General features: G+C 73.5%; 21 protein-coding genes. 14 read left to right on the top strand and 7 right to left on the bottom strand.

Going from position 1 to position 22276, the window contains the following annotated elements; translation table 11 throughout:
• The first annotated feature begins 138 nt into the window (after nt 1-138).
• From AB0F56_RS14725 to AB0F56_RS14740, 4 genes are all read left to right on the top strand, one after another.
• On the top strand, nt 139-606 hold the full coding sequence (locus AB0F56_RS14725; protein ID WP_362008579.1) for a DUF6643 family protein: 468 nt from the start codon (nt 139-141) through the stop codon (nt 604-606).
• A 36-nt stretch (nt 607-642) separates the two neighbouring features.
• The gene (locus AB0F56_RS14730) at nt 643-1467 is read left to right on the top strand and encodes an MOSC N-terminal beta barrel domain-containing protein (RefSeq protein WP_362008582.1); all 825 of its coding nucleotides are present in this window, start codon (nt 643-645) and stop codon (nt 1465-1467) included.
• Nucleotides 1468-1566: 99 nt separating this feature from the next.
• The gene (locus AB0F56_RS14735; protein WP_362008585.1) at nt 1567-2175 is read left to right on the top strand and encodes a hypothetical protein; all 609 of its coding nucleotides are present in this window, start codon (nt 1567-1569) and stop codon (nt 2173-2175) included.
• A gap of 82 nt (nt 2176-2257) precedes the next feature.
• Nucleotides 2258-4690 (top strand): right-handed parallel beta-helix repeat-containing protein, encoded by a 2433-nt coding sequence (locus tag AB0F56_RS14740; protein ID WP_362008588.1) that lies wholly within the window; start codon nt 2258-2260, stop codon nt 4688-4690.
• Here the strand turns inward: AB0F56_RS14740 and AB0F56_RS14745 are convergent.
• On the bottom strand, nt 4660-7077 hold the full coding sequence (locus tag AB0F56_RS14745; RefSeq protein WP_362008591.1) for a hypothetical protein: 2418 nt from the start codon (nt 7075-7077) through the stop codon (nt 4660-4662). The genes AB0F56_RS14740 and AB0F56_RS14745 overlap by 31 nt on opposite strands.
• Nucleotides 7078-7247: 170 nt before the next feature.
• Between AB0F56_RS14745 and AB0F56_RS14750 the strand changes: the two genes are divergently transcribed.
• The 3 genes from AB0F56_RS14750 (at nt 7248) to AB0F56_RS14760 (ending at nt 9098) form a co-directional block, all read left to right on the top strand.
• Nucleotides 7248-8072, top strand: a complete 825-nt coding sequence (locus tag AB0F56_RS14750) for a DeoR/GlpR family DNA-binding transcription regulator (protein WP_362008592.1) — start codon at nt 7248-7250, stop codon at nt 8070-8072.
• Nucleotides 8069-8500, top strand: a complete 432-nt coding sequence (locus tag AB0F56_RS14755) for an SRPBCC family protein (RefSeq protein WP_362008595.1) — start codon at nt 8069-8071, stop codon at nt 8498-8500. The genes AB0F56_RS14750 and AB0F56_RS14755 overlap by 4 nt, the downstream gene beginning before the upstream one ends.
• A gap of 97 nt (nt 8501-8597) precedes the next feature.
• Nucleotides 8598-9098: an SRPBCC family protein gene (locus AB0F56_RS14760; RefSeq protein ID WP_362008598.1), complete on the top strand. Its 501-nt coding sequence runs from the start codon at nt 8598-8600 to the stop codon at nt 9096-9098.
• On the opposite strand, the gene AB0F56_RS14765 is transcribed toward AB0F56_RS14760, so the two are convergent.
• Nucleotides 9058-10188 carry a PLP-dependent cysteine synthase family protein gene (locus AB0F56_RS14765; RefSeq protein ID WP_362008600.1) on the bottom strand — a complete coding sequence of 377 codons (1131 nt, stop codon included), beginning with the start codon at nt 10186-10188 and terminating at the stop codon, nt 9058-9060. The two genes, AB0F56_RS14760 and AB0F56_RS14765, sit on opposite strands and share 41 nt — an antisense overlap.
• Before the next feature lie 190 nt (nt 10189-10378).
• Here AB0F56_RS14765 and AB0F56_RS14770 point away from each other — a divergent pair, with 190 nt between their 5' ends.
• From AB0F56_RS14770 to AB0F56_RS14780, 3 genes are all read left to right on the top strand, one after another.
• Nucleotides 10379-11488: a PP2C family protein-serine/threonine phosphatase gene (locus tag AB0F56_RS14770; protein ID WP_362008603.1), complete on the top strand. Its 1110-nt coding sequence runs from the start codon at nt 10379-10381 to the stop codon at nt 11486-11488.
• Between the two features lie 71 nt (nt 11489-11559).
• The gene (locus AB0F56_RS14775; protein WP_362008605.1) at nt 11560-11877 is read left to right on the top strand and encodes a hypothetical protein; all 318 of its coding nucleotides are present in this window, start codon (nt 11560-11562) and stop codon (nt 11875-11877) included.
• Between the two features lie 172 nt (nt 11878-12049).
• Complete coding sequence (locus AB0F56_RS14780; RefSeq protein WP_362008608.1) at nt 12050-12649, top strand: ATP-binding protein; 600 nt, start codon at nt 12050-12052, stop codon at nt 12647-12649.
• A gap of 108 nt (nt 12650-12757) precedes the next feature.
• On the opposite strand, the gene AB0F56_RS14785 is transcribed toward AB0F56_RS14780, so the two are convergent.
• The 3 genes from AB0F56_RS14785 to AB0F56_RS14795 are packed head-to-tail and all read right to left on the bottom strand — an operon-like array spanning nt 12758 to nt 16391.
• Complete coding sequence (locus AB0F56_RS14785; RefSeq protein WP_362008611.1) at nt 12758-15310, bottom strand: ABC transporter permease; 2553 nt, start codon at nt 15308-15310, stop codon at nt 12758-12760.
• The gene (locus tag AB0F56_RS14790; protein WP_362008613.1) at nt 15307-16113 is read right to left on the bottom strand and encodes an ABC transporter ATP-binding protein; all 807 of its coding nucleotides are present in this window, start codon (nt 16111-16113) and stop codon (nt 15307-15309) included. The genes AB0F56_RS14785 and AB0F56_RS14790 overlap by 4 nt, the downstream gene beginning before the upstream one ends.
• On the bottom strand, nt 16110-16391 hold the full coding sequence (locus AB0F56_RS14795) for an SHOCT domain-containing protein (protein ID WP_362008615.1): 282 nt from the start codon (nt 16389-16391) through the stop codon (nt 16110-16112). Before AB0F56_RS14795 ends, AB0F56_RS14790 begins: the two co-directional genes overlap by 4 nt.
• A 169-nt stretch (nt 16392-16560) precedes the next feature.
• Between AB0F56_RS14795 and AB0F56_RS14800 the strand changes: the two genes are divergently transcribed.
• Both AB0F56_RS14800 and AB0F56_RS14805 read left to right on the top strand, forming a co-directional pair.
• A complete protein-coding gene (locus AB0F56_RS14800; protein ID WP_362008617.1) occupies nt 16561-17148 on the top strand; it encodes a TetR/AcrR family transcriptional regulator in 588 nt (195 codons plus the stop codon).
• Nucleotides 17149-17256: 108 nt separating this feature from the next.
• Complete coding sequence (locus tag AB0F56_RS14805; protein ID WP_362008619.1) at nt 17257-17832, top strand: DUF4865 family protein; 576 nt, start codon at nt 17257-17259, stop codon at nt 17830-17832.
• 7 nt (nt 17833-17839) lie between these two features.
• On the opposite strand, the gene AB0F56_RS14810 is transcribed toward AB0F56_RS14805, so the two are convergent.
• On the bottom strand, nt 17840-18604 hold the full coding sequence (locus AB0F56_RS14810; protein ID WP_362008621.1) for a class I SAM-dependent methyltransferase: 765 nt from the start codon (nt 18602-18604) through the stop codon (nt 17840-17842).
• A 125-nt stretch (nt 18605-18729) separates the two neighbouring features.
• Nucleotides 18730-19956 carry an ROK family protein gene (locus AB0F56_RS14815; protein WP_362008624.1) on the bottom strand — a complete coding sequence of 409 codons (1227 nt, stop codon included), beginning with the start codon at nt 19954-19956 and terminating at the stop codon, nt 18730-18732.
• Nucleotides 19957-20225: 269 nt separating this feature from the next.
• On the opposite strand from AB0F56_RS14815, the gene AB0F56_RS14820 reads away from it, so the two are divergent.
• Nucleotides 20226-21449: an MFS transporter gene (locus tag AB0F56_RS14820; protein WP_362008627.1), complete on the top strand. Its 1224-nt coding sequence runs from the start codon at nt 20226-20228 to the stop codon at nt 21447-21449.
• Nucleotides 21450-21510: 61 nt separating this feature from the next.
• The gene (locus tag AB0F56_RS14825) at nt 21511-22266 is read left to right on the top strand and encodes a maleylpyruvate isomerase family mycothiol-dependent enzyme (RefSeq protein WP_362008697.1); all 756 of its coding nucleotides are present in this window, start codon (nt 21511-21513) and stop codon (nt 22264-22266) included.
• Nucleotides 22267-22276: the final 10 nt, after the last annotated feature.

Consider the following 22276-nt stretch of genomic DNA (forward strand, 5'->3'; position numbering starts at 1 on the left):
GCTCCAGCGGAAAAGCCCCCGGAGTTAACGGGCTCTTTAACGTTGTTTTGGCAGGTCAGGTGGACAAAACCAGCGTAAAACGGATGACCCTAAGAATGGGACTCCCCAACCAGCACATCGTGGGCTTAACTTATGGCCATGACCTCCCCCCGCTCCACCTACGGAGGCGGTTACTACACCGCGCCGTCGTTCCCCGACACCCCCATCTACGACTCCCTGGTCGCGGAGCGGGGCACGCCTCAGATCGCCCCGATCCGAGTGCCTTCCGCTTACGACACCGGCAACAGCTACCTGCCGGCGCTGCCGGCCGCGCTGCCCGCCCTCCCGGCGGCACCCAGCCCTGCCCCGTCGTACGGCGGCGGCGGTTCGTACGGCTACCCGCAGGCCGCGCAGCAGATGGCCCCCGTGCCGCTGCAGCACGCCCCGGCGCCGTACATCCCGCAGCAGCCCGGCCGCGGCTACCCGGGCCCGCAGCAGCAGCCCCAGATGCAGCGCCCGGCGCCCAACGGCTACGAGGCCATGCGTCCGGCCGCCGCGAGGCCGGCCCCGGCCCCCGCGCAGTACCAGGACCCGTACCAGCGCCCGTACCAGGGCCAGGGTTACTGACCGACCCGGACGCCGAGCGGCTGGCAGGATGACGGCATGTCGACTCCTCGCCTGCGCTCCGTCCATGTCCACCCGGTCAAGGCGCTGCGCGGTCACGCTCTCGCCGAGGCGGAGGTCGAGCCATGGGGACTGGCCGGCGACCGCCGTTGGGCCGTGGTGGACGGGTCGCACACGGTCGTGACCCAACGCCGTCATCCGCGGATGGCGTTGGTCTCGGCCGAACCGCTGCCGGGCGGCGGCATCAGGCTGTCCGCCGCCGGCCACCCCACGCTGCCGGTCGAGGAACCGCGGCCGTCGTCCACGATCCGGGTGGAGGTCTTCGACACCCCCGTGGAGGCGGTCCCGGCCGGTCCGGCCGCCGACGCCTGGTTGAGCGACTTCCTCGGGGCGGAGTCCCGGCTCGTCCACATGGACGACCCGGCGCGTCGGCGACCCATCGATCCGGAGTACGCGCTGCCGGGCGAGACGGTCAGTTTCGCGGACGGCTATCCGCTTCTGGTCACCACCACCTCCTCCCTCGCCGCCCTCAACGCGCTGATCGCCGAGGGGGACCACGCCCACGAGGGCCCGCTGCCGATGGACCGGTTCCGGCCGAACGTCGTCGTCGAGGGGACCGCGCCCTGGGCCGAGGACGACTGGACCCGGCTCGCCATCGGCGAGGTCACCTTCCGGATCGCCAAGCCCTGCGGCCGCTGCGTCGTGACCACGACCGACCAGCTCACGGCCGCGCGCGGCAAGGAACCCCTGCGCACCCTGGCCCGGCACCGCAGGCGGGGCTCGCGGCTGATCTTCGGCCAGAACCTGGTCCCGGAGCACCCCGGCACCATCCGGGTCGGCGACGAGATCAAGATCCTCGACTGACTCCTGGCCCCCGGTCCCGACAGGCGGGGAACCCGCCCCCGGGGCAGACTCGTTGAGAGGACCCGGGAGGTCCACGGAACGACGAGGGGGTGTGAGCACGTGCGCGCAGCCACGGGAGTCTGGCGCTGGCGGCACAACCCCCTGCGCCGGACCACGGACCTGATCGAGGCGTGGGTCGCCCTCACTGCGGTCGTGCTCCTCGCGCTCGCGGTCCCCGCGGCCGGCTGGATCGCCGGCCAGCGGACCGACGCCTCCCTCCAGCGCGCGGTACGGGCCCAGAGCCTCCAGCGGCTGCCCACGACCGCTCATGTGCTCCGGCTCTCCGACTCCCCCGCCCCCGGCCTGCAGAGCCCCGACGCCGCGGGCGAGCAGCCGGCCCGCCGGGCCGTCGTCGCCCACTGGACCGCCCCGGACGGCACGGACCGCACGGGCACGGTCTCCACGCGGCGGGAGCTCTCCGATCCGGGCGACACCTTCCGGCTGTGGACCGACCGCACCGGGCGCCCGGTGTCCGCCCCGATGCGCCCCGAGACCGCCCACGCACACGCGATCGTCGTCGGGCTGCTCGCGACGATCCTGGCGGGCGTCTTCGTGGAGACCGCCCGAAGACTGGTCGTACGTCGGCTCGTACACCGGCGGTACCGGCGACTCGACCGCGCGTGGGCCAGGGCCGGTCCCGACTGGGGCCGTACGGACGCGGGCAGCTGACACGTCAACCCGGTGCCCTCGCGCGCGCTACGGTGGGGCATCGGATCAGCGGCGACGCATGAGGCGGGGGCAGAGCACACCCATGGCACAGGGCACGGTCCAGGTGACGCACACCGGCACATCGCGGTGGCGGCGCCGCACGGGTGAGTACGCCTCCCTCGCCGCGGCTCTGGAGGCCGCCGGGGACGGCGACGTCCTCACCGTCGCGCCCGGCACCTACCGGGAGAACCTCGTCATCCAGCGCGCCATCACCCTGCGCGGCCCCGAGGGCGGGGTCGGCTCGGTCCGGATCGCGCCCGTGGACGGCGTACCCCTGACCGTACGGGCGTCGGCGACCGTGCAGGACCTGCACGTGGAGGGGCAGGACTCGGCCGCGCCCGCCCTGCTCGTCGAGGACGGCACCCCCGAGCTGCTCGATCTGCGGATCGTGACGCGCTCGGCTGCCGGACTGGAAGTGCGCGGCGCGGCCCGCCCCACGGTCCGCCGGATCACCGTCGACAATCCGGCGGGCGTCGGCATCGCCGTACTCGACGGCGCGGGCGGGGTGTTCGAGGAGTGCGAGATCGTCGCGGCCGGCCAGTCCGGGGTCTCGGTGCGCGGCGGCGCGCATCCGCGGCTCGAGCGCTGCCGGGTCCACCACGCCTGCGGCGCCGGGATCAGCGTCACCGGCGAGGGCAGCGGCCTGGAGGGTGTCGGCTGCGAGGTGTACGAGATCAAGGGCGCCGGTCTGCACATCGCGGCCCGCGCCACCGCGCATCTCACGGACTCCTCCGTGCACCGCACCTCGGCCGACGGCATCACGCTCGACACGGACGCGGCGCTCACGCTCTCCGACTGCGACATCCACGACATCCCCGAGAACGCGGTCGACCTGCGCTCCCGTTCGGTGCTGACGCTGACCCGCTCGACCGTGCGCCGCTTCGGCCGCAACGGGCTCTCGGTGTGGGACCCGGGCACGCGCGTGGACGCCAACCAGTGCGAGATCCACGACAGTACGGGCGACTACCCGGCGGTGTGGGTCAGCGACGGGGCGACCGCCGTCCTCGACGCGTGCCGGGTGCACGACGTGCCGGACGCGCTGTTCGTGCTCGACCGGGGCTCGCGGGTGGACGTCGTCGACAGCGATCTGTCGCAGGTGCGGAACACGGCGGTGTCGGTGAGCGACGGGGCGACCGCGCAGCTCGACGACTGCCGGATCCGGGAGGCGTCCACCGGCGCCTGGTTCCGGGACCACGGCAGCGGCGGCACGCTCGGCGGGTGCACGATCGACGCCGTGCAGACCGGGGTGATCGTCACCAAGGGCGCCGACCCGACGATCGAGCGGTGCACGGTCACCTCGCCCGCGGAGGCCGGGTTCTACGTCTCGGCGGAGGGGCGGGGCTCCTTCCACGGCTGCCGGGTGACCGGCAGCGGCGGCTACGGCTTCCACGTGATGGACGGCTGCCGGACCACCCTGCGCAAGTGCCGTACGGAGCGGTGCGCGCGCGGGGGTTACGAGTTCCCGGAGGACGGGCCGGTCGCGGAGGACTGCACGAGCGACGAGAGCGGGGTGCGCCATGCCCCCGGCGCCGACGCGGGGACTGTCCTGACCGCGTCGGCGACGGCATCGGCGGGCCTGCTCGGTACGGTTCCGCCGCCGCGCTCCCCCGTCAGCCCCGCGTCCGTTCCGGAGCCCGCGCCCTCGTCCGAGGCCGTGGCGGAGGCCCGCTCCTCGCAGGACGTCCTCGGTGAACTCGACGGGCTCGTGGGCCTGGAGAGCGTGAAGCACGAGGTGCGGACGCTGACCAACATGATCGAGGTCGGCCGCAGGCGCCAGGAGGCGGGCCTCAAGGCGGCTTCCGTCCGCCGCCATCTGGTCTTCACCGGCAACCCGGGCACGGGCAAGACGACAGTGGCCCGGCTGTACGGCGAGATCCTCGCCTCGCTCGGCGTCCTGGAGCGCGGCCATCTGGTCGAGGTCTCCCGGGTCGACCTGGTCGGCGAGCACATCGGCTCGACGGCGATCCGTACGCAGGAGGCCTTCGACCGGGCGCGCGGCGGAGTGCTGTTCGTCGACGAGGCGTACGCGCTCTCGCCGGAGGACTCGGGGCGCGACTTCGGGCGCGAGGCGATCGACACGCTCGTGAAGCTGATGGAGGACCACCGGGACGCGGTGGTGGTGATCGTCGCCGGTTACACGCACGAGATGGAACGCTTCCTGACGGTCAACCCCGGTGTGGCGTCCCGCTTCTCACGGACCATCAGCTTCAGCGACTACGTACCCGACGAGCTGCTGCGGATCGTGGAGCAGCAGGCGGAGGAGCACGAGTACCGGCTGGCCGACGGCACCGACGAGGCGCTGCGGAAGTACTTCACGGAGCTTCCCAAGGGTCCCGCGTTCGGCAACGGCCGTACGGCGCGGCAGACGTTCGAGTCGATGGTGGAGCGGCATGCGGGACGGGTCGCCGTGCTCGCCGACGCGAGCACGGACGACCTGACACTGCTCTACCCGGAGGACCTGCCCGAACTGCCCTGATCCGTGGGCCTGTCGGCTTCGGAGTCGGCGTCAGCTTCGGATGCGCGTGGTCGGGGCAGCGTGGGCGGCAACCGGTCCAGGAGTACGGACCGTTCGGCGGCGAACGCCGGGTCCGCCTGGTAGTCGGAGTGGCCCAGGATCGGTTCGGGAAGCGGGTGTGCGGGGGTACGGCCGTAGACGACCGGGTCGAGCAGCGGTGCGCGGTCCACGGCCGGCTTGTCGCCGACGGCGGGCACCCGCACGGGCCCGCCTATCGGGTCGGTGGGCCGGTGCAGGTTGCTCCAGCAGTGCAGCGTTCCGTACAGGGCGCGCAGCGACCCGGGGCCGAAGTAGGCCGGGAACCAACGCCCGTAGAGCCGCTCCAGCGGGGATCCGTAGGTGAGCAGCGCGACGCGTCGGCGGGTCGCGGGCGGCAGCTGCCAGACGGCGGCCGCGGCGAGCACGCTGCCCTGGGAGTGGCCGGAGATGACGAGCCGGCCGCCGGTGTGCCGGGTCCAGGAGCTCATGCGCCAGGTGAGGTCGGGCACGGCCCGCTCGGCGTAGCAGGGCGGGGCGAAGGGGTGCGCGGCGCGCGGCCAGAACGTACCGACGTCCCAGAGGATGCCGATCGTCCGGCGGGCGGAGGCGTCCTTGTAGGCGCGGCGGCCCCAGGTGACGAAGAGGAGGAAGCCGAATCCGATCATCCAGGAGCCGAGGGACTGGGCGGTGGCGGCGACGGACGCGATCGCCGGGTGGGCGCCGTCGAAGGCCCGGCCGGGGACGTTGCCGCTGGCCCAGGCGCCCGCCACGGAACCGGCTCCGAGCAGCAGGGTGGCGGCCGAGACGGTGCCGACGAGGGTGGGGGCGGCATCGGTGAGGGACGCGGTCGCGCGAGCGGCGGCGATCCGTCCGGTACGGACCGGATCCGGGTCCTCCGTACGGTAGTCGGCCTCCACGACGGGTCCGAGCCCGCGTGCGGCGCGGGCGGTCCGTAGGGCGAGGACGACGGCCGGGGCGAGCAGCAGCAGGAGCAGGACCGGGATGACGGACGCCTGCCAGCTGAGCAGCACGGGCGGGGCGATGGCGGAGCCCGCGCCCATCCCGGGTGTCCCGGGCCCGTCGAGCCAGTCGGCCACGCGCTGGGCGACGCCGCCGGACATCACCCCGGCCAGCGCGCAGGCGAGCATCGCGACGGCGGGGCCGCCGAGGCCGTGGAGCGCGGTGCGGGCGTCCTGGCCGGGGCGGTGGAGCAGCACGGCGACCGCGCCGAGGGCGACGACGAGCGCGCCCTGGGCGAGGGTCAGGACGCCGAAGGTCGCGTCGCCGGGGAGCGTTCCGACGGAGCGCCAGTCGGGGCGGGACCAGCCGGCGTGCAGAACGGCGAGGGCGAGCAGGATCAGGGAGCCGGCGGGCAGCCAGGAGACGAGGGCCCGTTCGAGGCGCAGGTCGAGGCGCTTCTCGCTGCGGCCCCGGCGGCAGACGACCCAGAGGACGACGGCGCCGAGGACGATGTAGGCCGACTGGAGCGAGCGGGCGAGCACGTCGAGCAGGGCGTTCGTGGCCTCCCGGTCGTGGCGGGCGGCCGCTCCGGTGATCGCGGCGGCGACGGTCAGGAATCCGGCGGCGGTGTGCGCGGCCCGCAGCCGTGCGACGAGCCGCCGGCCGTACCAGAACCCGGGGCGGCCGAGGGCGGGACGGACCTCGGCGGCGGTTTCGGCTGCGGTTTCGACGGTGGGGTCGTCCGCGACGGGTTCCTGGGGCGTGTCCTCGTCGTAGCCGGTGGGCGGGCGCTGGGCTTCGTACGCGCTCCAGGTCCGGTTGGAGAGGTACCAGAGCAGCCCGACGAGCGCGGCCGGGACGACGGCGGCGAGCGCGAGCCGGCGGCCCGGCTGGGACCACCAGCCGCCGCGCTCGGCGGAGAGGAAGCCGAGCCAGGAGCGGTCCTCCGCGCAGACGGCCGATCCCGCGCACTGCCAGGCCGTCAGGTCGAGCGCGACCTCACAGGCGGCCGCCGTGAGGAGCACCGTGAGGGTGAGGGCCACCAGGCGCACCAGCGTCCCGTACAGCCGGACCAGCCTCGGGTGCCCCTTGGCCGGCGGGCGCATCCAGTGGGCGAGGTTGGCGACCATGAACGGCAGGAGCAGCAGCCACAGGGCGCGGGCGCCGTTGCCGGAGGTGAGGTTGGACCAGACGTACGCCTCCGGGACCGGCCGTTCGGCGTACCGCTCGGGGTGGTCCTCCGCGTCGGCGTCGTCGGCGCGCCGGTGCATGGCGGCGGTGGTGTCGCCGGTGATCCGTACCGTGCGGGGGTCGCCCAGCATGTCCTGCGGGGTGGCTCCGCCGACGCCGTGGACGAGGAGTTCGAGCGCCGCGCCGCCGCTCTTGGGGGCGCGAGAGGCAGGGGCCACTTCGGTGTCTCACTCTCTGGGTGGGAGGATTCGACGGCAGGCAGGACAGTTGGGCAATACAGGCAGCCAGCCAGGCAATCAGGATCGCGGAAGGACGTGCGCCGGTGCAGGTGCTCTCACGGAATCCGCGCTCCATCCCCCAGTTCCCTTCGGAAGGACCGGCCCCGGTGGTGAGCGACCATCAGAATCTCCTCGCGGAGCAGCGGCGCGCCCTCATTCTGGACGAGGTGCGGCGGCGCGGCGGTGTACGGGTCAATGAGCTGACGCGGCGGCTCAACGTCTCGGACATGACGATCCGCCGGGACCTGGACGTCCTCGCCCGCCAGGGTGTCGTCGCCAAGGTGCACGGCGGCGCGGTGCCGGTGGCCGAGACGAGTTCGCACGAGCCTGGTTTCGAGGCCAAGTCCGCGCTCGAACTGGGCGCGAAGGAGGAGATCGCGCGGGCGGCGGCGCGGATGGTGGCTCCGGGATCGGCGATCGCGCTGTCCGGCGGTACGACGACGTTCGCGCTGGCCGGGCATCTCCTGGACGTACCGGACCTGACCGTGGTGACCAACTCGGTGCGGGTCGCGGACGTCTTCCACGCGGCCCAGCAGGGCGCCACGGCGCGCGAGGGGCGGCGGGCGGCGGCCACGGTGGTCCTCACGGGCGGGGTGCGGACGCCGTCGGACGCCCTGGTGGGGCCGGTGGCCGACCAGGCGATCGGCGCGCTCCACTTCGACGTGCTGTTCCTCGGGGTGCACGGCATCTCGGTGGAGGCGGGGCTTTCGACGCCGAACCTGGCGGAGGCGGAGACGAACCGGCGGCTGATGCGCTCGGCGCGCCGCGTGGTGGTGGTCGCGGACCACACCAAGTGGGGGACGGTGGGGCTCGGTTCGTTCGGCCGGCTCGACGAGGTGGACACCGTGGTGACGGACGGGGGTGTCTCCCCGGAGGCCCGTGCGGAGATGGCGGAGCACCTGCCGGGCCTGGTGGTGGCGGGCGAGGAGGAGTGAGCCTCTTCCGCGTCGAGCGCCGCTCGGGGCTGCCGGTCGAGGAGGTGTGGCGGCGGCTGACCGATTTCGCCGCGCACGGCCGCCTGGTGCCGCTCACCCGGTCCCGGACGCTCTCGGCCGGGCCGACGCGGGTGGGCAGCCGGTTCGTGGCCCGTACCGGGGTCGGGCGGCTCGCCTTCGACGACCCCATGGAGGTGGTCGTCTGGGAGCCGCCCGCGCCGGGGCGGCCGGGGCGGTGCCGGCTGGAGAAGCGTGGCCGGGTGGTGCTCGGCCACGCCGTGATCGAGGTGTACGCGGCCGAGGGCGGCGGCGCCCGCGCGGTGTGGGTGGAGGAGCTGCGGCTGCGCGGGGTGCCGGGCGCGCTGGACCCCGTACTGGCGCTGGCCGGGCGGACGTTGTTCGGCCGGGTGATGGACGGACTGCTCTGAGGGCCGACCGCCGACCGTTCTGCCCACACCTGGGCAACTGACGGATCGTCAACTATGGTGGGCGGTCCTCGGATCCACGCCTCGGGAGGGACGATCCATGAATCGCCGACTTCGTCTCGTGGAGCTCGACTTCGCCGCGAGCGCACCCGTACGGCTCGTGTTCTCGGCCGAGTTGGCGGCACCGCCCTCGGCCGTGTTCCGTTCACTGGCCGTGGAACTGGGCTCCATGCCCTCGTGGTTCACGGCGGTCACCTCCGCGACCCCGACCGCCGAGGGCGCGGGACGGACGGTCAGGCTGCGCGGTGGGGTCGTGTTCCAGGAGACGATCCTCGCCCACGACCCCGACACCCGTTACGCGTACCGCGTCGACGCGACCAACGCGCCCGGCGTCAGCGCACTCGTCGAGGAGTGGGCCCTCTCCCCCGCCGGGTCGGGGACCCGGGTCAGCTGGACGATGGCGGTCGACGGCGGTACGCCGTGCCGGCTCGCGATGCGCCTCGCCCGGCCGGGTGTGGGCAAGTCCTTCCGGGACGCGATGCGCCGGCTCGACCGGCGGCTCACTCCGGCCAGACTCCCGTCGCAAGGAAGCGGTCGATAGCGGCGGCGTAGGGCGCGATGTCGAGGCCCTGCTCCGCCAGCCAGGCGTCGGAGTAGTACTTGTCCAGGTAGCGGTCGCCCGGGTCGCAGAGCAGCGTCACGACGCTGCCGGTACGGCCCTGTTCGACCATCTCGGCGACGATCTTCAGCGCGCTCCACAGCCCCGTACCCGTGGAACCGCCCGCCTTGCGGCCGATCGCGCCCTCCAGCGCGCGGACGGCGGCCACGCTCGCGGCGTCCGGGACCTTCATCATCCGGTCGATGGCGCCGGGCACGAAGCTGGGCTCCATCCGGGGCCGGCCGATGCCCTCGATGCGCGAGCCGCAGTCGGCGGTGGCTTCGGGATCGTTCTTCGTCCAGCCGTCGAAGAAGCAGGAGTTCTCCGGGTCGGCGACGCAGATACGGGTGTCGTGCTGCATGTAGTGGACGTAACGGGCGATCGTCGCGGACGTGCCTCCGGTACCGGCGGTGGCCACGATCCACGCGGGCTCGGGGTACCGCTCCAGCCTCAGCTGCTGGTACATCGATTCCGCGATGTTGTTGTTGCCGCGCCAGTCGGTGGCCCGCTCGGCGTACGTGAACTGGTCCATGTAGTGCCCGCCGGTCCGCTCGGCGAGGGCCGCGGACTCCTCGTAGATCGCGCCGGAGTCGTCGACGAAGTGACACTGCCCGCCGTGGAACTCGATCAGGCGGCACTTCTCGGCGCTCGTGGTGCGGGGCATCACGGCGATGAACGGCACGCCGATCAGCTTCGCGAAGTACGCCTCGGAGACGGCCGTCGAACCGCTGGAGGCCTCGATCACGGGCTTCCCCGGCCGGATCCAGCCGTTGCAGAGGCCATAGAGGAAGAGCGAGCGGGCCAGGCGGTGCTTGAGGCTGCCGGTGGGGTGGGTCGACTCGTCCTTCAGGTAGAGGTCGATCCCCCAGGCCTCGGGGAGCGGGAAACGCAGCAGGTGGGTGTCGGCCGAGCGGTTGGCGTCGGCCTGCACCTTGCGGACCGCCTCCTTCAGCCAGGCGCGGTACGCCGCGTCGCTCCGGTCGACGTCGACGGTCGCGACCGCGGCTCGCGCCGTGTTCTCCGTGGTGCTCATACGTCCTTCTCCTCGTCCGGCCCAGCGGTTCCCCCAATGCCGACGATAACTCGCTCACCTGCGCAAACGATCGCTTTGGGGGTCCATAGGAGTCCCTTGGGAACGCCCGTGCGGCCTGGCCGGAAGGGCGGGGCATCCGGCTCGGTCCGCCGGAGCGCTATGCCCCTCTTGCCCGGATATGCTGGGGTACGTGATCGAGTCTGCACGGCCGCGGCTCCCTCGGCGCTACGGCCGGGGGAGGCTTGTACGGCTGTCGCCGGTCATTCTGACCATCGTGATCGCCAGCCTGGCCTACGCCACTCCGCCGGAAATGGCCTTCAGCCGTCTCCTGCCCGCGGCACCGGCGCTCGCCGCCTCCATGTGGCCGGTCCTGCCCACCGTCCTGCTCGGGACGGTCTGTCTCATCCTCATGATCGGCCTCAGCTTCGTCTTCCCCGACCTGGGAACGTGGTGGACCTGCGGGGGCATCGTCGCGGTCACCGTGGCCGCCGCGTACGGAAGCCACGTCCGGCTCAAGCGGGAGCGCACCCTCTTCCAGGTACGGCTCGTCGCCGACGCGGCGCAGCAGGTGGTGCTGAGCCCCATGCCGCGCCGCTTCCGCAACGTCGAGATCGAGTCGCTGTACCTCGCGGCCGCTGCGGAGGCCCGCATCGGCGGGGACTTCTACGAGGTGGTCGACACGCCCTTCGGGGTCAGGCTGCTCATCGGCGACGTACGGGGCAAGGGCCTGCCCGCGGTCGGGGCGGCCGCGGCGATCGTCAACGCCTTCCGGGAGGCGGCCTACGGCGAGCGCGACATGGTCGACGTCGCCCGCAGACTCGACGCCAGCAGCACCCGCTACAACGCCGCCTTCCCTCCCGAGGGGCCGATGGAGCGCTTCGCCACGGCCCTCGTCGTCGAGATCCCGCGCGAGGGCAGACGTATCGACATCCTCAACTGCGGACACCCTCCGCCACTGCTCCTGAACCGCGAGAAACTCCGCCTCCTCGAGCCGGCCACGCCCTCGCCCCTGCTCAGCCTCGCGGGACTGATCGGCGATCACTACACGGTCGACACCTTCGAGTTCACCCCCGGCGACCTCCTGCTCCTCTACACCGACGGGGTCGCCGAGACCCGCGCCCGCAACGGCGAGTTCTTCCCGCTGGCGGCCTGGATGCGCCGACAGCCCCCGACCCCGCCGCGCGAACTGCTGACGGCGCTCCACCGCGACCTCCTCCACTACAGCAGAGGGCGCCTCGACGACGACATCGCCGCCCTCGCCGTACGCCTGGGCGACCCCGGAGGCGGGGAGTCCCCTTGAGCGGGTCTGGTGCGGTCGCCGCCCGCCCGGCACACTGGACGGAGCAACCGGTGCGAAGGGGGCGGAGCGAGATGGCGGAGCCGCAGTTCACGGCCAAGGGCGTACGGATCGAGCGGTGGCCGCGCTCGTTGACGCGGGCGGGCGAGGTCCGGATCGAGGACGGCCGGCTGTCCCTGCTGACCAGCTACGGCCGCGAGATCGACAGCGCCCCCGTGACCTCCGTACGGGCCGGACGACCCTGGTTCGCGAAGCCGGACGAGACGGTCGCGACGGTGAACGGGACGCGCTACCGCCTGACCATGGACGGGCCCGCGCGCGGCCCTAAGGACCGGGCGTCCGGGCCCGGGGGCTTCCTCGACGCCCTGAAGCGGGCCACCAAGGACCGTTGACCTGGGAGAGGTCGCCGCGAGTTGCGGGCCGGTCACCACTGGTTCACCCTGGAACCACCTCACCGAGGGTTTACCGGCGGTGACGCTGTGATCCAGCCCGCCGCCCTGCTGTACGCATGACAGATCCGAATCTTCGTCTTCTTCCGGACCTCAACTTCGGGGAGTCGCAGCCGTGATCAGCGAGCCAAGCAGGCACTGCACGGTGGAGCTCCAGGCCCTGCCGTCGCGGATCGGTCAGGTCCGCAGAATCGTTTCAGCGCACTTGCGCTACTGGCGTCTCGATGCCTTGATCGACCATGCGGCGCTCGGTGTCACCGAGCTGCTGACCAATGTTCACCGGCACGCACAGCCGGACAAGATGTGCACGGTCGAGATCGAGCTGCTGCTCGATCGCCTCACCGTCTCGGTCCACGACCACGACCCGCGGATACCGGACGTCGAGGGCCGAACCGGTTTCGTACACCCCCACGACGCGGACGAGTGGGCCACCTCGGGCCGCGGTCTGGCCATCATCGAGGCCGTCAGCGAGAGCTGGGGCATCCGTCCGCACGACGCCGGGAAGGCCATCTGGTTCACCCTTTCGGCGCCCACCCCCACCGTGGCCGTACCGTCGCACGCGCACGCCGTGTACGGCGCGACCACCGACGGCCCCTTCGTCGGCCACACCCGCTTCCACGGCGCCCACGGCACGAGCCTGGAGGGCGTCCCCTTCGGCTCGCCCAAGGAGCCGGCCCACGCCCCGACGGCGGCCCACTCGGCCCTGGCGGGCTGAGCGGGCGCGGCGCCGCACGGGATGCCGGAGGTCGGATATTGGATATCGGATCATGGATCTTGGATCCAATATCCATGATCCGATATCCAATATCCGACCTCCCCCTCGTCACTCCGTCGCGATCGCTCGCAGCACGTCCAGGCGGGCGGCTCGCCGGGCCGGGCGCCAGGCCGCGACCGCGCCCGCCGCGAGGCCGACCAGGGCGACGACCGCGAGCTGGAGCGGCGGGACGGCGAAGGCGAACGCGCTGTCGCTCGCTCCGTCGGACGCCTTGACCAGGACCCAGCCGAGGAAGCCACCGAGCACCACGCCTCCGACCGTGCCGAAGGCCGCGACGAGGACGGACTCCCAGCGGACCATGGCCTTCAGCTGGGCCCGGGTCTGGCCGACGGCGCGCAGCAGCCCGAGTTCACGGGTGCGCTCGTGGATCGCGAGGGTCAGCGTGTTGGCGATCCCGAGCAGGGCGATGAGGACGGCGAGGGCGAGCAGGGCGTAGACGAGCGTGAGCATCATGTCGATGCCGCTCGCCGAGGACTCGGCGTACTCCGCCCGGGTCTGCACCTCCGGGTTGCCGTAGTCGGCGGCGACGTCCGCGACCGCCGCCTTGCCGGCCTGCTCCGAGACGCCGTCCGCGAAGCCGACGGCGACCAGCCGGTCGGAGTCCTGGGCGCGGTGCGGGGCCCATGCCTCGCGGGTGACGACGTAGTCCCCGGCCAGTTCGGACTGTTCGTAGACGGCCTTGACGGTGAAGGTGCGCCGGCTGCCGTCGGTGAAGGCGAGCTCGGTCGTGCTGCCCGGCTTCAGGCCGGCCTTGTCGGCCTCCGTGTCGGCGACGGCGATGCCGTCGGTGCCGAGGCCGTCCAGCGAGCCCCGGACGTCGCCGAGGTCGAAGGCGCGGGCGAGCGCGGCCGGGTCGGTGACGGTCAGGGCCCGGCCCTCACCGTCGATCTCCGCGACCCCCTGGCCCAGGCCGACGGCGGTCTCCACCTCGGGCAGCTCCGCGAGCGCAGGGGCGAGCCGCGGGCTGAGCCCGCTGCCTCCGGCCCCGAACGCCGGCGTGCTCACGGCCACGTCACCGGCGAAGGACCGGGAGACCGTCTGGTCCATGGTGGCCTTCAGCGAGGCGCCGAAGACCGTGAAGAGCGAGACGACGGCGACGCCGATCATCAGCGCGGTGGCGGTCGCGGCGGTCCGCTTCGGGCTGCGCAGGGCGTTGCGCCGGGCGAGCCCCCGGTTGGCGCCGCGCAGCGGCCCGCCGAGGATCCGTACGGCGAACGAGGAGGCCACCGGGCCGAGGACGACGAATGCGGCGAGCGCGAGCACCGCCCCGGCCGAGGCGAGCCACAGCGACGGCGTCGCGAGGACTCCGGGGAGCACCACGGCGACGGCGGCGAGCAGCAGGCCCGTACCGGCCAGGGCACGCGCGCGTGAGGCGCCCGAGTCGTCCACGGCGGTCTCGCGCAGGGCGGCCAGCGGCGCGGTCCGCCCGGCCTTCACGGCGGGCAGGAGGGCGGAGCCGACGCAGACCAGGAGGCCGACGGCGAAGGGCAGGGCCATGGACAGGGCGCTGATCACCAGTTCCCCTTCGGGGAAGGCGAAGCCGATCGCCGGGAAGAGCGCCTGGAGCCCAGCCGCCACGCCGATGCCGCCGAGGAGCCCCACCGCCGAGGCGACCAGGCCGACGGCGACGGCCTCGACGAGCGTCGAGCCGACGATCTGGCGGCGGGAGGCTCCGAGGGCGCGCAGGAGCGCGTTCTCGCGGGTCCGCTGGGCGACCACGATGGCGAAGGTGTTGTGGATGGAGAAGACGGAGACGAGCAGCGCCACCCCGCTGAAGACCAGCAGGAACGTGGTGAAGAGGGTGAGGAACTGGCCGGAGATCAGGTCGGTGTTCTCCTGCGCCGACCGCTCTCCGGTGATCGCCTCGACTCCTGTGGGGAGTACGGGGTCGAGTGCGGCGACGAGTTCCTGCTGCGAGGTGCCGGGGCCCGCCCGGACGAGGATGCTCGACGCGACGCCCGGCTTCGGCGTCAGGTACTTCTCGGCATCGGCGCGGGTCATGCCGGTGTAGGTGACCTGGGCCATGCCGTCCTCACCGCCGAAGGTGGCCAGGCCGACGACGGTGACCTTCACCGGGTCCGGGGTGCGCAGCACGGTGGTGTCGCCGACGGCCAGGTCGCCGGTCTTCGCCGCGCCCCGGTTCACGACGACCTCACCGGACCGTTCGGGCGCGCGGCCTTCGGCCAGGGCGTACGGGTTGAGGGCGGCGTCGTCGATCCAGTTGCCGGCGAGGGTGGGCGGGCCCTGGCCGCCGATGGGTTCGCCGTCGGCGCCGATGAGCTGTCCCACGCCCTCGATCCGGGGCACGGCCGCGGCGACGCCGGGCACCTGGGCGACCTGGTCGGCGAGGGAGGCGGGGACGGAGTCACGGGTCCCCCGGCCCTCTCCCTCGACGGTGACCACGCTCGTACTGCGGACCACGGCGTCCGTGCCGCTCGTGGCGCTGCCGAAGAGCGAGTCGAAGCTCGTCCGCAGGGTGTCGCCCATGACGAGGGTGCCGGTGAGGAAGGCGACTCCGAGCAGGATCGCGGTGAGCGTGCCGACGAAGCGCCGCTTGTGCGCGCGGAGCGCGGACAGGCTGAGTCTCAGGGAGGCGTTCATGACGGCACCGCCCCACGCTGCTCCCCGTCCGGTGTCCGCGAGCCGCCGTCGAAGGCCTTCATGCGGTCGAGGACGCGTTCGGCGGTCGGCTCGGCCATCCGGTCGACGAGCCGCCCGTCGGCGAGGAAGACGACCTCGTCGGCGTGGGCGGCGGCCACCGGGTCGTGGGTGACCATGACGACCGTACGGCCGGTCTGCCGGACGGTCCGGCCGAGCAGCCGCAGCACCTCCTCGCCGGAGCGCGAGTCGAGGTTGCCGGTCGGCTCGTCGGCGAAGACGACCTCGGGGGTGCCCGCGAAGGCCCTGGCGACGGCGACCCGCTGCTGCTGGCCGCCGGAGAGCTGGCTCGGCCGGTGGTGGAGCCGGTCGCGGAGGCCGACGGTGTCGACGAGAGCGTCCAGCCAGGCCCGGTCGGGGACGGTTCCGGCGAGGTCCAGGGGCAGGGTGATGTTCTCGGCGACGGTCAGGGTGGGCAGCAGGTTGTACGCCTGGAAGACGAAGCCGATCCGCTCGCGGCGCAGCAGGGTGAGCCGCCGGTCGTCGAGGGTGGAGAGGTCCGTGTCGCCGATGATCGCGGACCCGGAGGTGAGCGTGTCGAGACCGGCGGCGCAGTGCATGAGCGTGGACTTGCCGGACCCCGAGGGGCCCATGATCGCGGTGAAGCGGCCGACCGGGAAGTCGACGCTCACCCCGTCCAGGGCCCTGACCTCGGTGTCTCCGCCGCCGTAGACCTTGACGGCGTCCACGACCCGGGCGGCGGCGCGGGCGGTGCGCGGGACGGTGCCGGGGGCGGTGCTCGTCATCGCGCACGCCCCTTGGGCCCCGCCGTGCGGCCGAACTGCTCCTCCAGGACCGTCAGCCGCCGCCAGTACTCGTCCTCGTCGATCTCGCCCGCCGCGAACCGGTGGCCGAGCAGCGCGATCGGCGACTGCTCGTCGTAGGCGGGTCGCGGTCCTGGGCCGCGCCTGCCGCGCCATCCGGTGCGGCGCAGCACGGTGACGACGGTGAGGATCACGGCCGCCCAGACGAGGGGGAAGAACAGGACCCAGGGGCCAGGGCCCGCGTAGGCGAGAGTGTTCATGAGGCTCAGCTCCTCGTACAAGTGTGTCGCGTCTGTAGATGCTTCGAGCCTCGCTCGCGGAGGGGATGCGAGTCGTCGTACGGCCAGCGGCTTCGTCCGTACGCCGTGGGGAGTACGGAGCCCGGGAGCGGGAGCAGATCGGCGCCCGCAGACTTCTGTACCTACTGGTATGTACACTCGCCTCATGACGACGTCCGAGCGACTCATCGAGGCCACCCGCGAGCTGCTCTGGGAGCGCGGCTACGTGGGGACGAGCCCCAAGGCGATCCAGCAGGCCGCCGGGGCGGGGCAGGGAAGCATGTACCACCACTTCGCCGGGAAGCCGGATCTGGCGCTCGCCGCGATCCGCCGCACGGCGGAGGAGATGCGGGCCGTGGCCGAGGTGTCCTTGAGCGGCGGAGGATCGGCGTACGCGCGCGTGGAGGCGTATCTGCTGCGCGAGCGCGACGTGTTGCGCGGCTGCCCGATCGGCCGGCTGACGATGGACCCGGACGCGATGGCGAGCGAGGAGCTGCGCGCGCCGGTCGACGAGACCCTCGACTGGCTGCGCGGCCGGCTCGCGTTTGTGATCCAGGAGGGCCTGGACAGCGGCGAGTTGGCGGGTCCGCTGGATCCGGTCGAGCTGGCGGCCACGATCGTGGCGACCGTGCAGGGCGGCTACGTGCTGGCCCGCGCCTCGGGCTCCCCCGCCGCCTTCGACACCGCCGTGCGCGGTCTGCTCGCCCTGCTCGGCCGGCTGTCGTCCCGTACCGCCTGAGCACCCGCCCAGCTCAGAACCCGCCCAGCTCAGCACCCTCCCGGCTCAGCACTTCCCAACTCAGCACCCTCCCGGCTGAGCATCCTCACCAGAAGCGGAGACCGCCCCATGCACGCGATGCAGTACGAGATCACCCTCCCCGCCGACTACGACATGGAGATCATCCGCACGCGGGTCGCGACCAAGGGTCACCTGCTCGACGACTTCCCCGGGCTCGGCCTCAAGGCGTACCTGATGCGGGAGCGCGCGGACGGGGCGCCGGTCAATCAGTACGCCCCGTTCTACCTCTGGAACACCCCGGAAGGCATGAACTCCTTCCTCTGGGGCCCCGGTTTCCAGGGGATCGTGAACGACTTCGGCCGGCCGGTGGTGCAACACTGGACGGGCCTCGCGTACGAGGAGGGTCCGGCGGTCGCGGCCGCGCCGGCGACCGCGACCCGCCGGAAGTCCCCGGTACCCGAGGGCATCACGCCGGGCGACGCGGTGGCGGAGGCGATCGGGGGGCACGGGAAGGAGTCCGGGCGCGAGGGCGTCGTCGCGAGCGCGCTCGCGATCGATCCCCGGCACTGGGAGCTGCTGTCCTTCACCCTGTGGGCGGAGGGCGCGAAGATCCCCGCCGACGCGGGTGAGCGCTTCCAGGTGCTCCATCTGTCCGCGCCGGAGCGGGACTTGCTGGTCGGATGACCGAGACTCAGGCAACCGGGACGAGGGTGAGGTAGGCCATGTTGAGGACGCCTCGGTAGCCGTTCAGCCAGGACGACCGCTGGCGGTCGACGCGTTCGCGGGTCTCGGTGGCGAGCGGGTGGTCGGGGTGGGCGGCGAGCCAGAGTTCGGTGTCGTGGCGGTAGCCGGACTCGAACTCCTCCCACTCCTCCCGGCTCGCCGTCTCGATCCACGCGGGCCGGAATCCCTCCTCGATCGCGAGGTCCACGAGCGCGCCGAGGCCGAGGTGGTCGCCGACGTGCGCACCGGGCCACATACGGGCGAGCTCCTCGTCCGTGGGGGTGCGCTCCCAGAAGCCCTCCCCGAGGACGACCCTGCCGCCGGGCCGGACAAGTCGGCGCAGCTCGCGCAGGGCGGCGGCCGGGTCGTGGGGCTGATCCGGCTCGCACAGCGCCTGGCTGGAGCCGAGGCAGAGGACCGCGTCGACCGGGCCGCGCGTGGTGCCGAGCGCCGACTCCGCCACGAACGCGACGCGCTCGTCGAGCCCGCGCCCCTTGGCCAGGTCCCGGCCCCTTGCCAGATCCTCCGCGTTGATGTCGAGCCCGACCCCGGTCGCGCCGGGGACGGCCTCCAGGACGCGGAGCAGCAACTCGCCCCAGCCGCAGCCGATGTCGAGCACGGTGGCCGGCTCGCTCTCGGCGACCCGGCGGATCATACGGTCGGCACGTGCCTCGGAGAGCGGCCCGTGGAAGGTCAGACTGCCGAGGCGCGGCGGAAGATCGAAATCGGTCATGAGGTGGAACGGTAGTTCCCCGGGGGCGGCTTGCCGAACGGTTTGCCGAGCGGATGGCCAGACGGTTTGCCGAGCGCGCCGGGGCCGCGTGCCCCGGCGGGCCGTGTGCCCCGGCGTCCCGCGTGTCAGGCCGCCGAGCGGCCCAGGGCGGCCAGCGGGTCGTCCAGGACCGGCTGCCAGGCCAACTCCGCCGCGCCCACGAGGCTGTTGTGGTCGAGCGTGCACGCGAGGATCGGCACGCCGCCGCTGCGGCCCCACAGGCTGCGGTCCGCGACGACCGCGCGGAGCCGGTCGGGGTCGGCGTGGAGGAGTTCGCGATGGAGCCCGCCGAGGATGATCCGGTCCGGGTTGAGGATGTTCACCAGGCCCGCGAGGCCGAGGCCGAGCCGGTCGATCAGCTCCTCGGTGGCGGCCCGCACCCCCGGCTCGTCCGGGCTGGTACGGAGCAGGTCGCGGGCCTGCTGCAGCAGCGACACCTCCGGGCCCGGGTCGCGGCCCGCGACCGTGAGGAAGGCGAGCGGGTCGGTCTCGACGTCGAGGCAGCCCCGGCTTCCGCAGTGGCACGGGCGGCCCTCCGGATTGACCGTGAGGTGCCCGACCTCCAGGGCGAGGCCCGAACTGCCGGTGTGCAGGCGGCCGTCGAGCACGAGCGCGCCGCCGACGCCGCGGTGGCCGGTGGCCACGCAGAGCAGGTCCTTGGCTCCCCGGCCGGCGCCGTGCCGGTGTTCGGCGAGGGCGGCGAGGTTGACGTCGTTGCCGGTGAAGGCGGGGCCCTCGATGCCTGCGGCGCGGACGCGCTCGGCGAAGATCTCCCGTACCGGCGCACCGGCAGGCCAGGCCAGGTGGAGCGGGTTGAGGGCGGTGCCCTCCGGCTCGGCGACCGCCGAGGGGGCGGCGAGCCCGGCCCCCACGCAGCGGCGGCCGCTCGCGCGGAGCAGGGCGGCGCCGGCGTCCACGACCTCGCCGAGGACCTGGGCGGGGTCGGCGGAGACGGTGACACAACCGGGCGCGGTGGCGACGATCGTGCCGCCGAGGCCGACGAGCGCGGCGCGGAAGCCGTCGGCGTGGACCTGGGCGGCGAGGGCGACGGGGCCCTTCTCGTCGACGGCGAGCCGGTGCGAGGGGCGACCCTGCGAGCCCGCGGCGGCGCCGGGGTTGGAGTCGACGCGGATCAGGCCGAGGGCTTCGAGTTCCGCGGCGACGGCGCCGGCCGTGGCGCGGGTGACGCCCAGTTCGGCGGTGAGCACGGCACGGGTCGGCGCTCGGCCCGTGTGCACCAGTTCCAGCGCGGGCCCGAGCGCGCCGCGCCCCCTGTCGAGCCGTGTTTTGGTCGTGGTCGCCTTGCCGTTCATGGGGGCGAGTCTCCCATGATCGGACCGGGTCGCGGTCTGCGCGGGCCGGATGCGGGGGTAGGGCGCGGGCGGCGACGGGGGCCCGCCGTCCACGCGGCGGTGCCGAGGCACCGCGCGGCCGAGACCGAGCCCGATGGGGCCGAGACGGGGCGCCGCGTCAGGCCGGGACCGGCGCCGAGCGGGCGGAGACCAGTGCCGAGGGATCCAAGACCCGGTGCCGAGCGGGCCGCCGGTTGAAATCCGTACCGCCTCGCCCCTATCCTGAGTTTGTGCCGCTACTAAACAAAGTACGGACGGCCGTACCGGGGGGCCCTGGCGGAGACACCGCCCCCTCCCTGTCCCGCCTCCGCTCCGCCCTGACCCTCTTCTTCGCCCTCGACGGCTTCCTGTTCGCCGGCTGGGTGGTCCGGATCCCGGCCATCAAGCAGCAGACCGGCGCCTCCGCCAGCGACCTCGGGCTCGCGCTGCTCGGGGTCTCGGCCGGCGCGGTGGTCACCATGACGCTCACCGGCCGCCTCTGCCGGCGCCACGGCAGCCACGCCGTCACCGTCGCCACCGCGGTCCTGCTCTCGCTCTCCATCGCGCTGCCCGCCCTCACTCGCTCCCCGCTCGCCCTGGGCCTCGTCCTGCTGGTCTTCGGCGCGGCGTACGGCGGAATCAACGTGGCCATGAACAGCGCCGCCGTCGACCTGGTGGCCGCGCTGCGTCGCCCCGTGATGCCGTCCTTCCACGCGGCGTTCAGCCTCGGCGGGATGCTCGGCGCGGGGCTCGGCGGCGTCGTCGCCGGGAGCGTGTCGCCCACGGCGCACCTCCTCGGCCTGACGGTCGTCGGCCTGCTCCTGACGGTTGCCGCAGGTCCCGTACTGCTCCGCGAGCCCTCCCCCGCCCCGCCGGAGGCCGCCCCGGCCGCGAGCGGCGCCAGGACACGAGGCAAGACCGGTGCGCGCGGGCTCGTCGTCGTCTTCGGGGTCATCGCGCTCTGCACCGCGTACGGCGAAGGCGCCCTGGCCGACTGGGGCGCCCTCCACCTGGAGCAGGACCTCCACGCGCACCCCGGCCTCGCCGCCGCCGGCTACTCCCTGTTCGCGCTCACGATGACCATCGGTCGGCTCACCGGCACCACGCTCCTCGAACGGCTCGGCCAGACCCGCACCCTCGTGGCGGGCGGGGCGACGGCGGCCGCGGGGATGCTGCTCGGCGCGCTCGCGCCCAGCGTCTGGGCCGCCCTGCTCGGCTTCGCCGTGACCGGCCTCGGACTGGCGAACATCTTCCCCGTCGCCGTGGCACGGGCGGGCGCACTCGCCGGTCCGAGCGGGGTGGCCACCGCCTCCACCCTCGGCTACGGCGGCATGCTGCTCGGCCCGCCCTCCATCGGCTTCCTCGCCGACTGGTTCTCCCTGCCGCTCGCCCTGACCACCGTCGCCGTCCTCGCGGCGGGCGCCGCCGTGATCGGCTACGCGGCCCGCAACGCGCAGGCCCCGACGGCCCGGTGAGCGATCCGGGCATCGAGCCCGCCGTCGGGCCCGCCCTGGCAGAATCCGCCGTATGACGTTCATGACGGTGGACGAGCACATCGCGGCCCTCGACACGGCGGGCCAGACCCTCGCGGACGCCGCCGCGGCGGTCGGCCCGGACGCCGATGTGCCGACCTGCCCCGGCTGGCGGGTACGGGACCTCCTGCGCCACACGGCGATGGTCCACCGCTGGGCGACGGGCTTCGTCGCCGAGGGGCACGCCTCCTACCGCCCCGCCGATCCCGAACCCGACCTCGACGGCGACGACCTGCTCGCCCACTTCCGCACCGGCCACGCCAGCCTGGTGGACGCGCTGCGCGCGGCGCCCGCGTCCCTGGGGTGCTGGACGTTCCTGCCCGGCGCGCCCCCGCTCGTCTTCTGGGCACGGCGCCAGGCGCACGAGACGACGGTCCACCGCGTGGACGCCGAGTCCGCGCGGCCCGCGCACGGCGCCGGACCCGTGGCCCCCGCCCTCGCGGCGGACGGCATCGACGAGTTGCTGTGCTCCTTCCACGCCCGCGAGCGCAGCCGGGTACGGACGCCGGAGCCACGCGTCCTGCGGGTCCGCGCCACGGACACCGGTGACGTGTGGACCGTACGGCTGTCACCGGAGGCACCGCGCACGGAACGCGGCGGGCCCGACGCCCCAACCCCTGCCGACTGCGAACTGAGCGGTCCCGCCGACCGCCTCTACCTCACCCTCTGGAACCGGCTGCCCGACAGCGCGGTGACCGTGGCGGGCGACGCGTCCCTCGCCAGGCTCTGGCGGGAGACGTCGGCGATCGTCTGGTCGTAACAGTCCTGCA

It is taken from the genome of Streptomyces sp. NPDC026092 (assembly GCF_040638605.1).
Classification (GTDB): Bacteria; Actinomycetota; Actinomycetes; order Streptomycetales; family Streptomycetaceae; genus Streptomyces.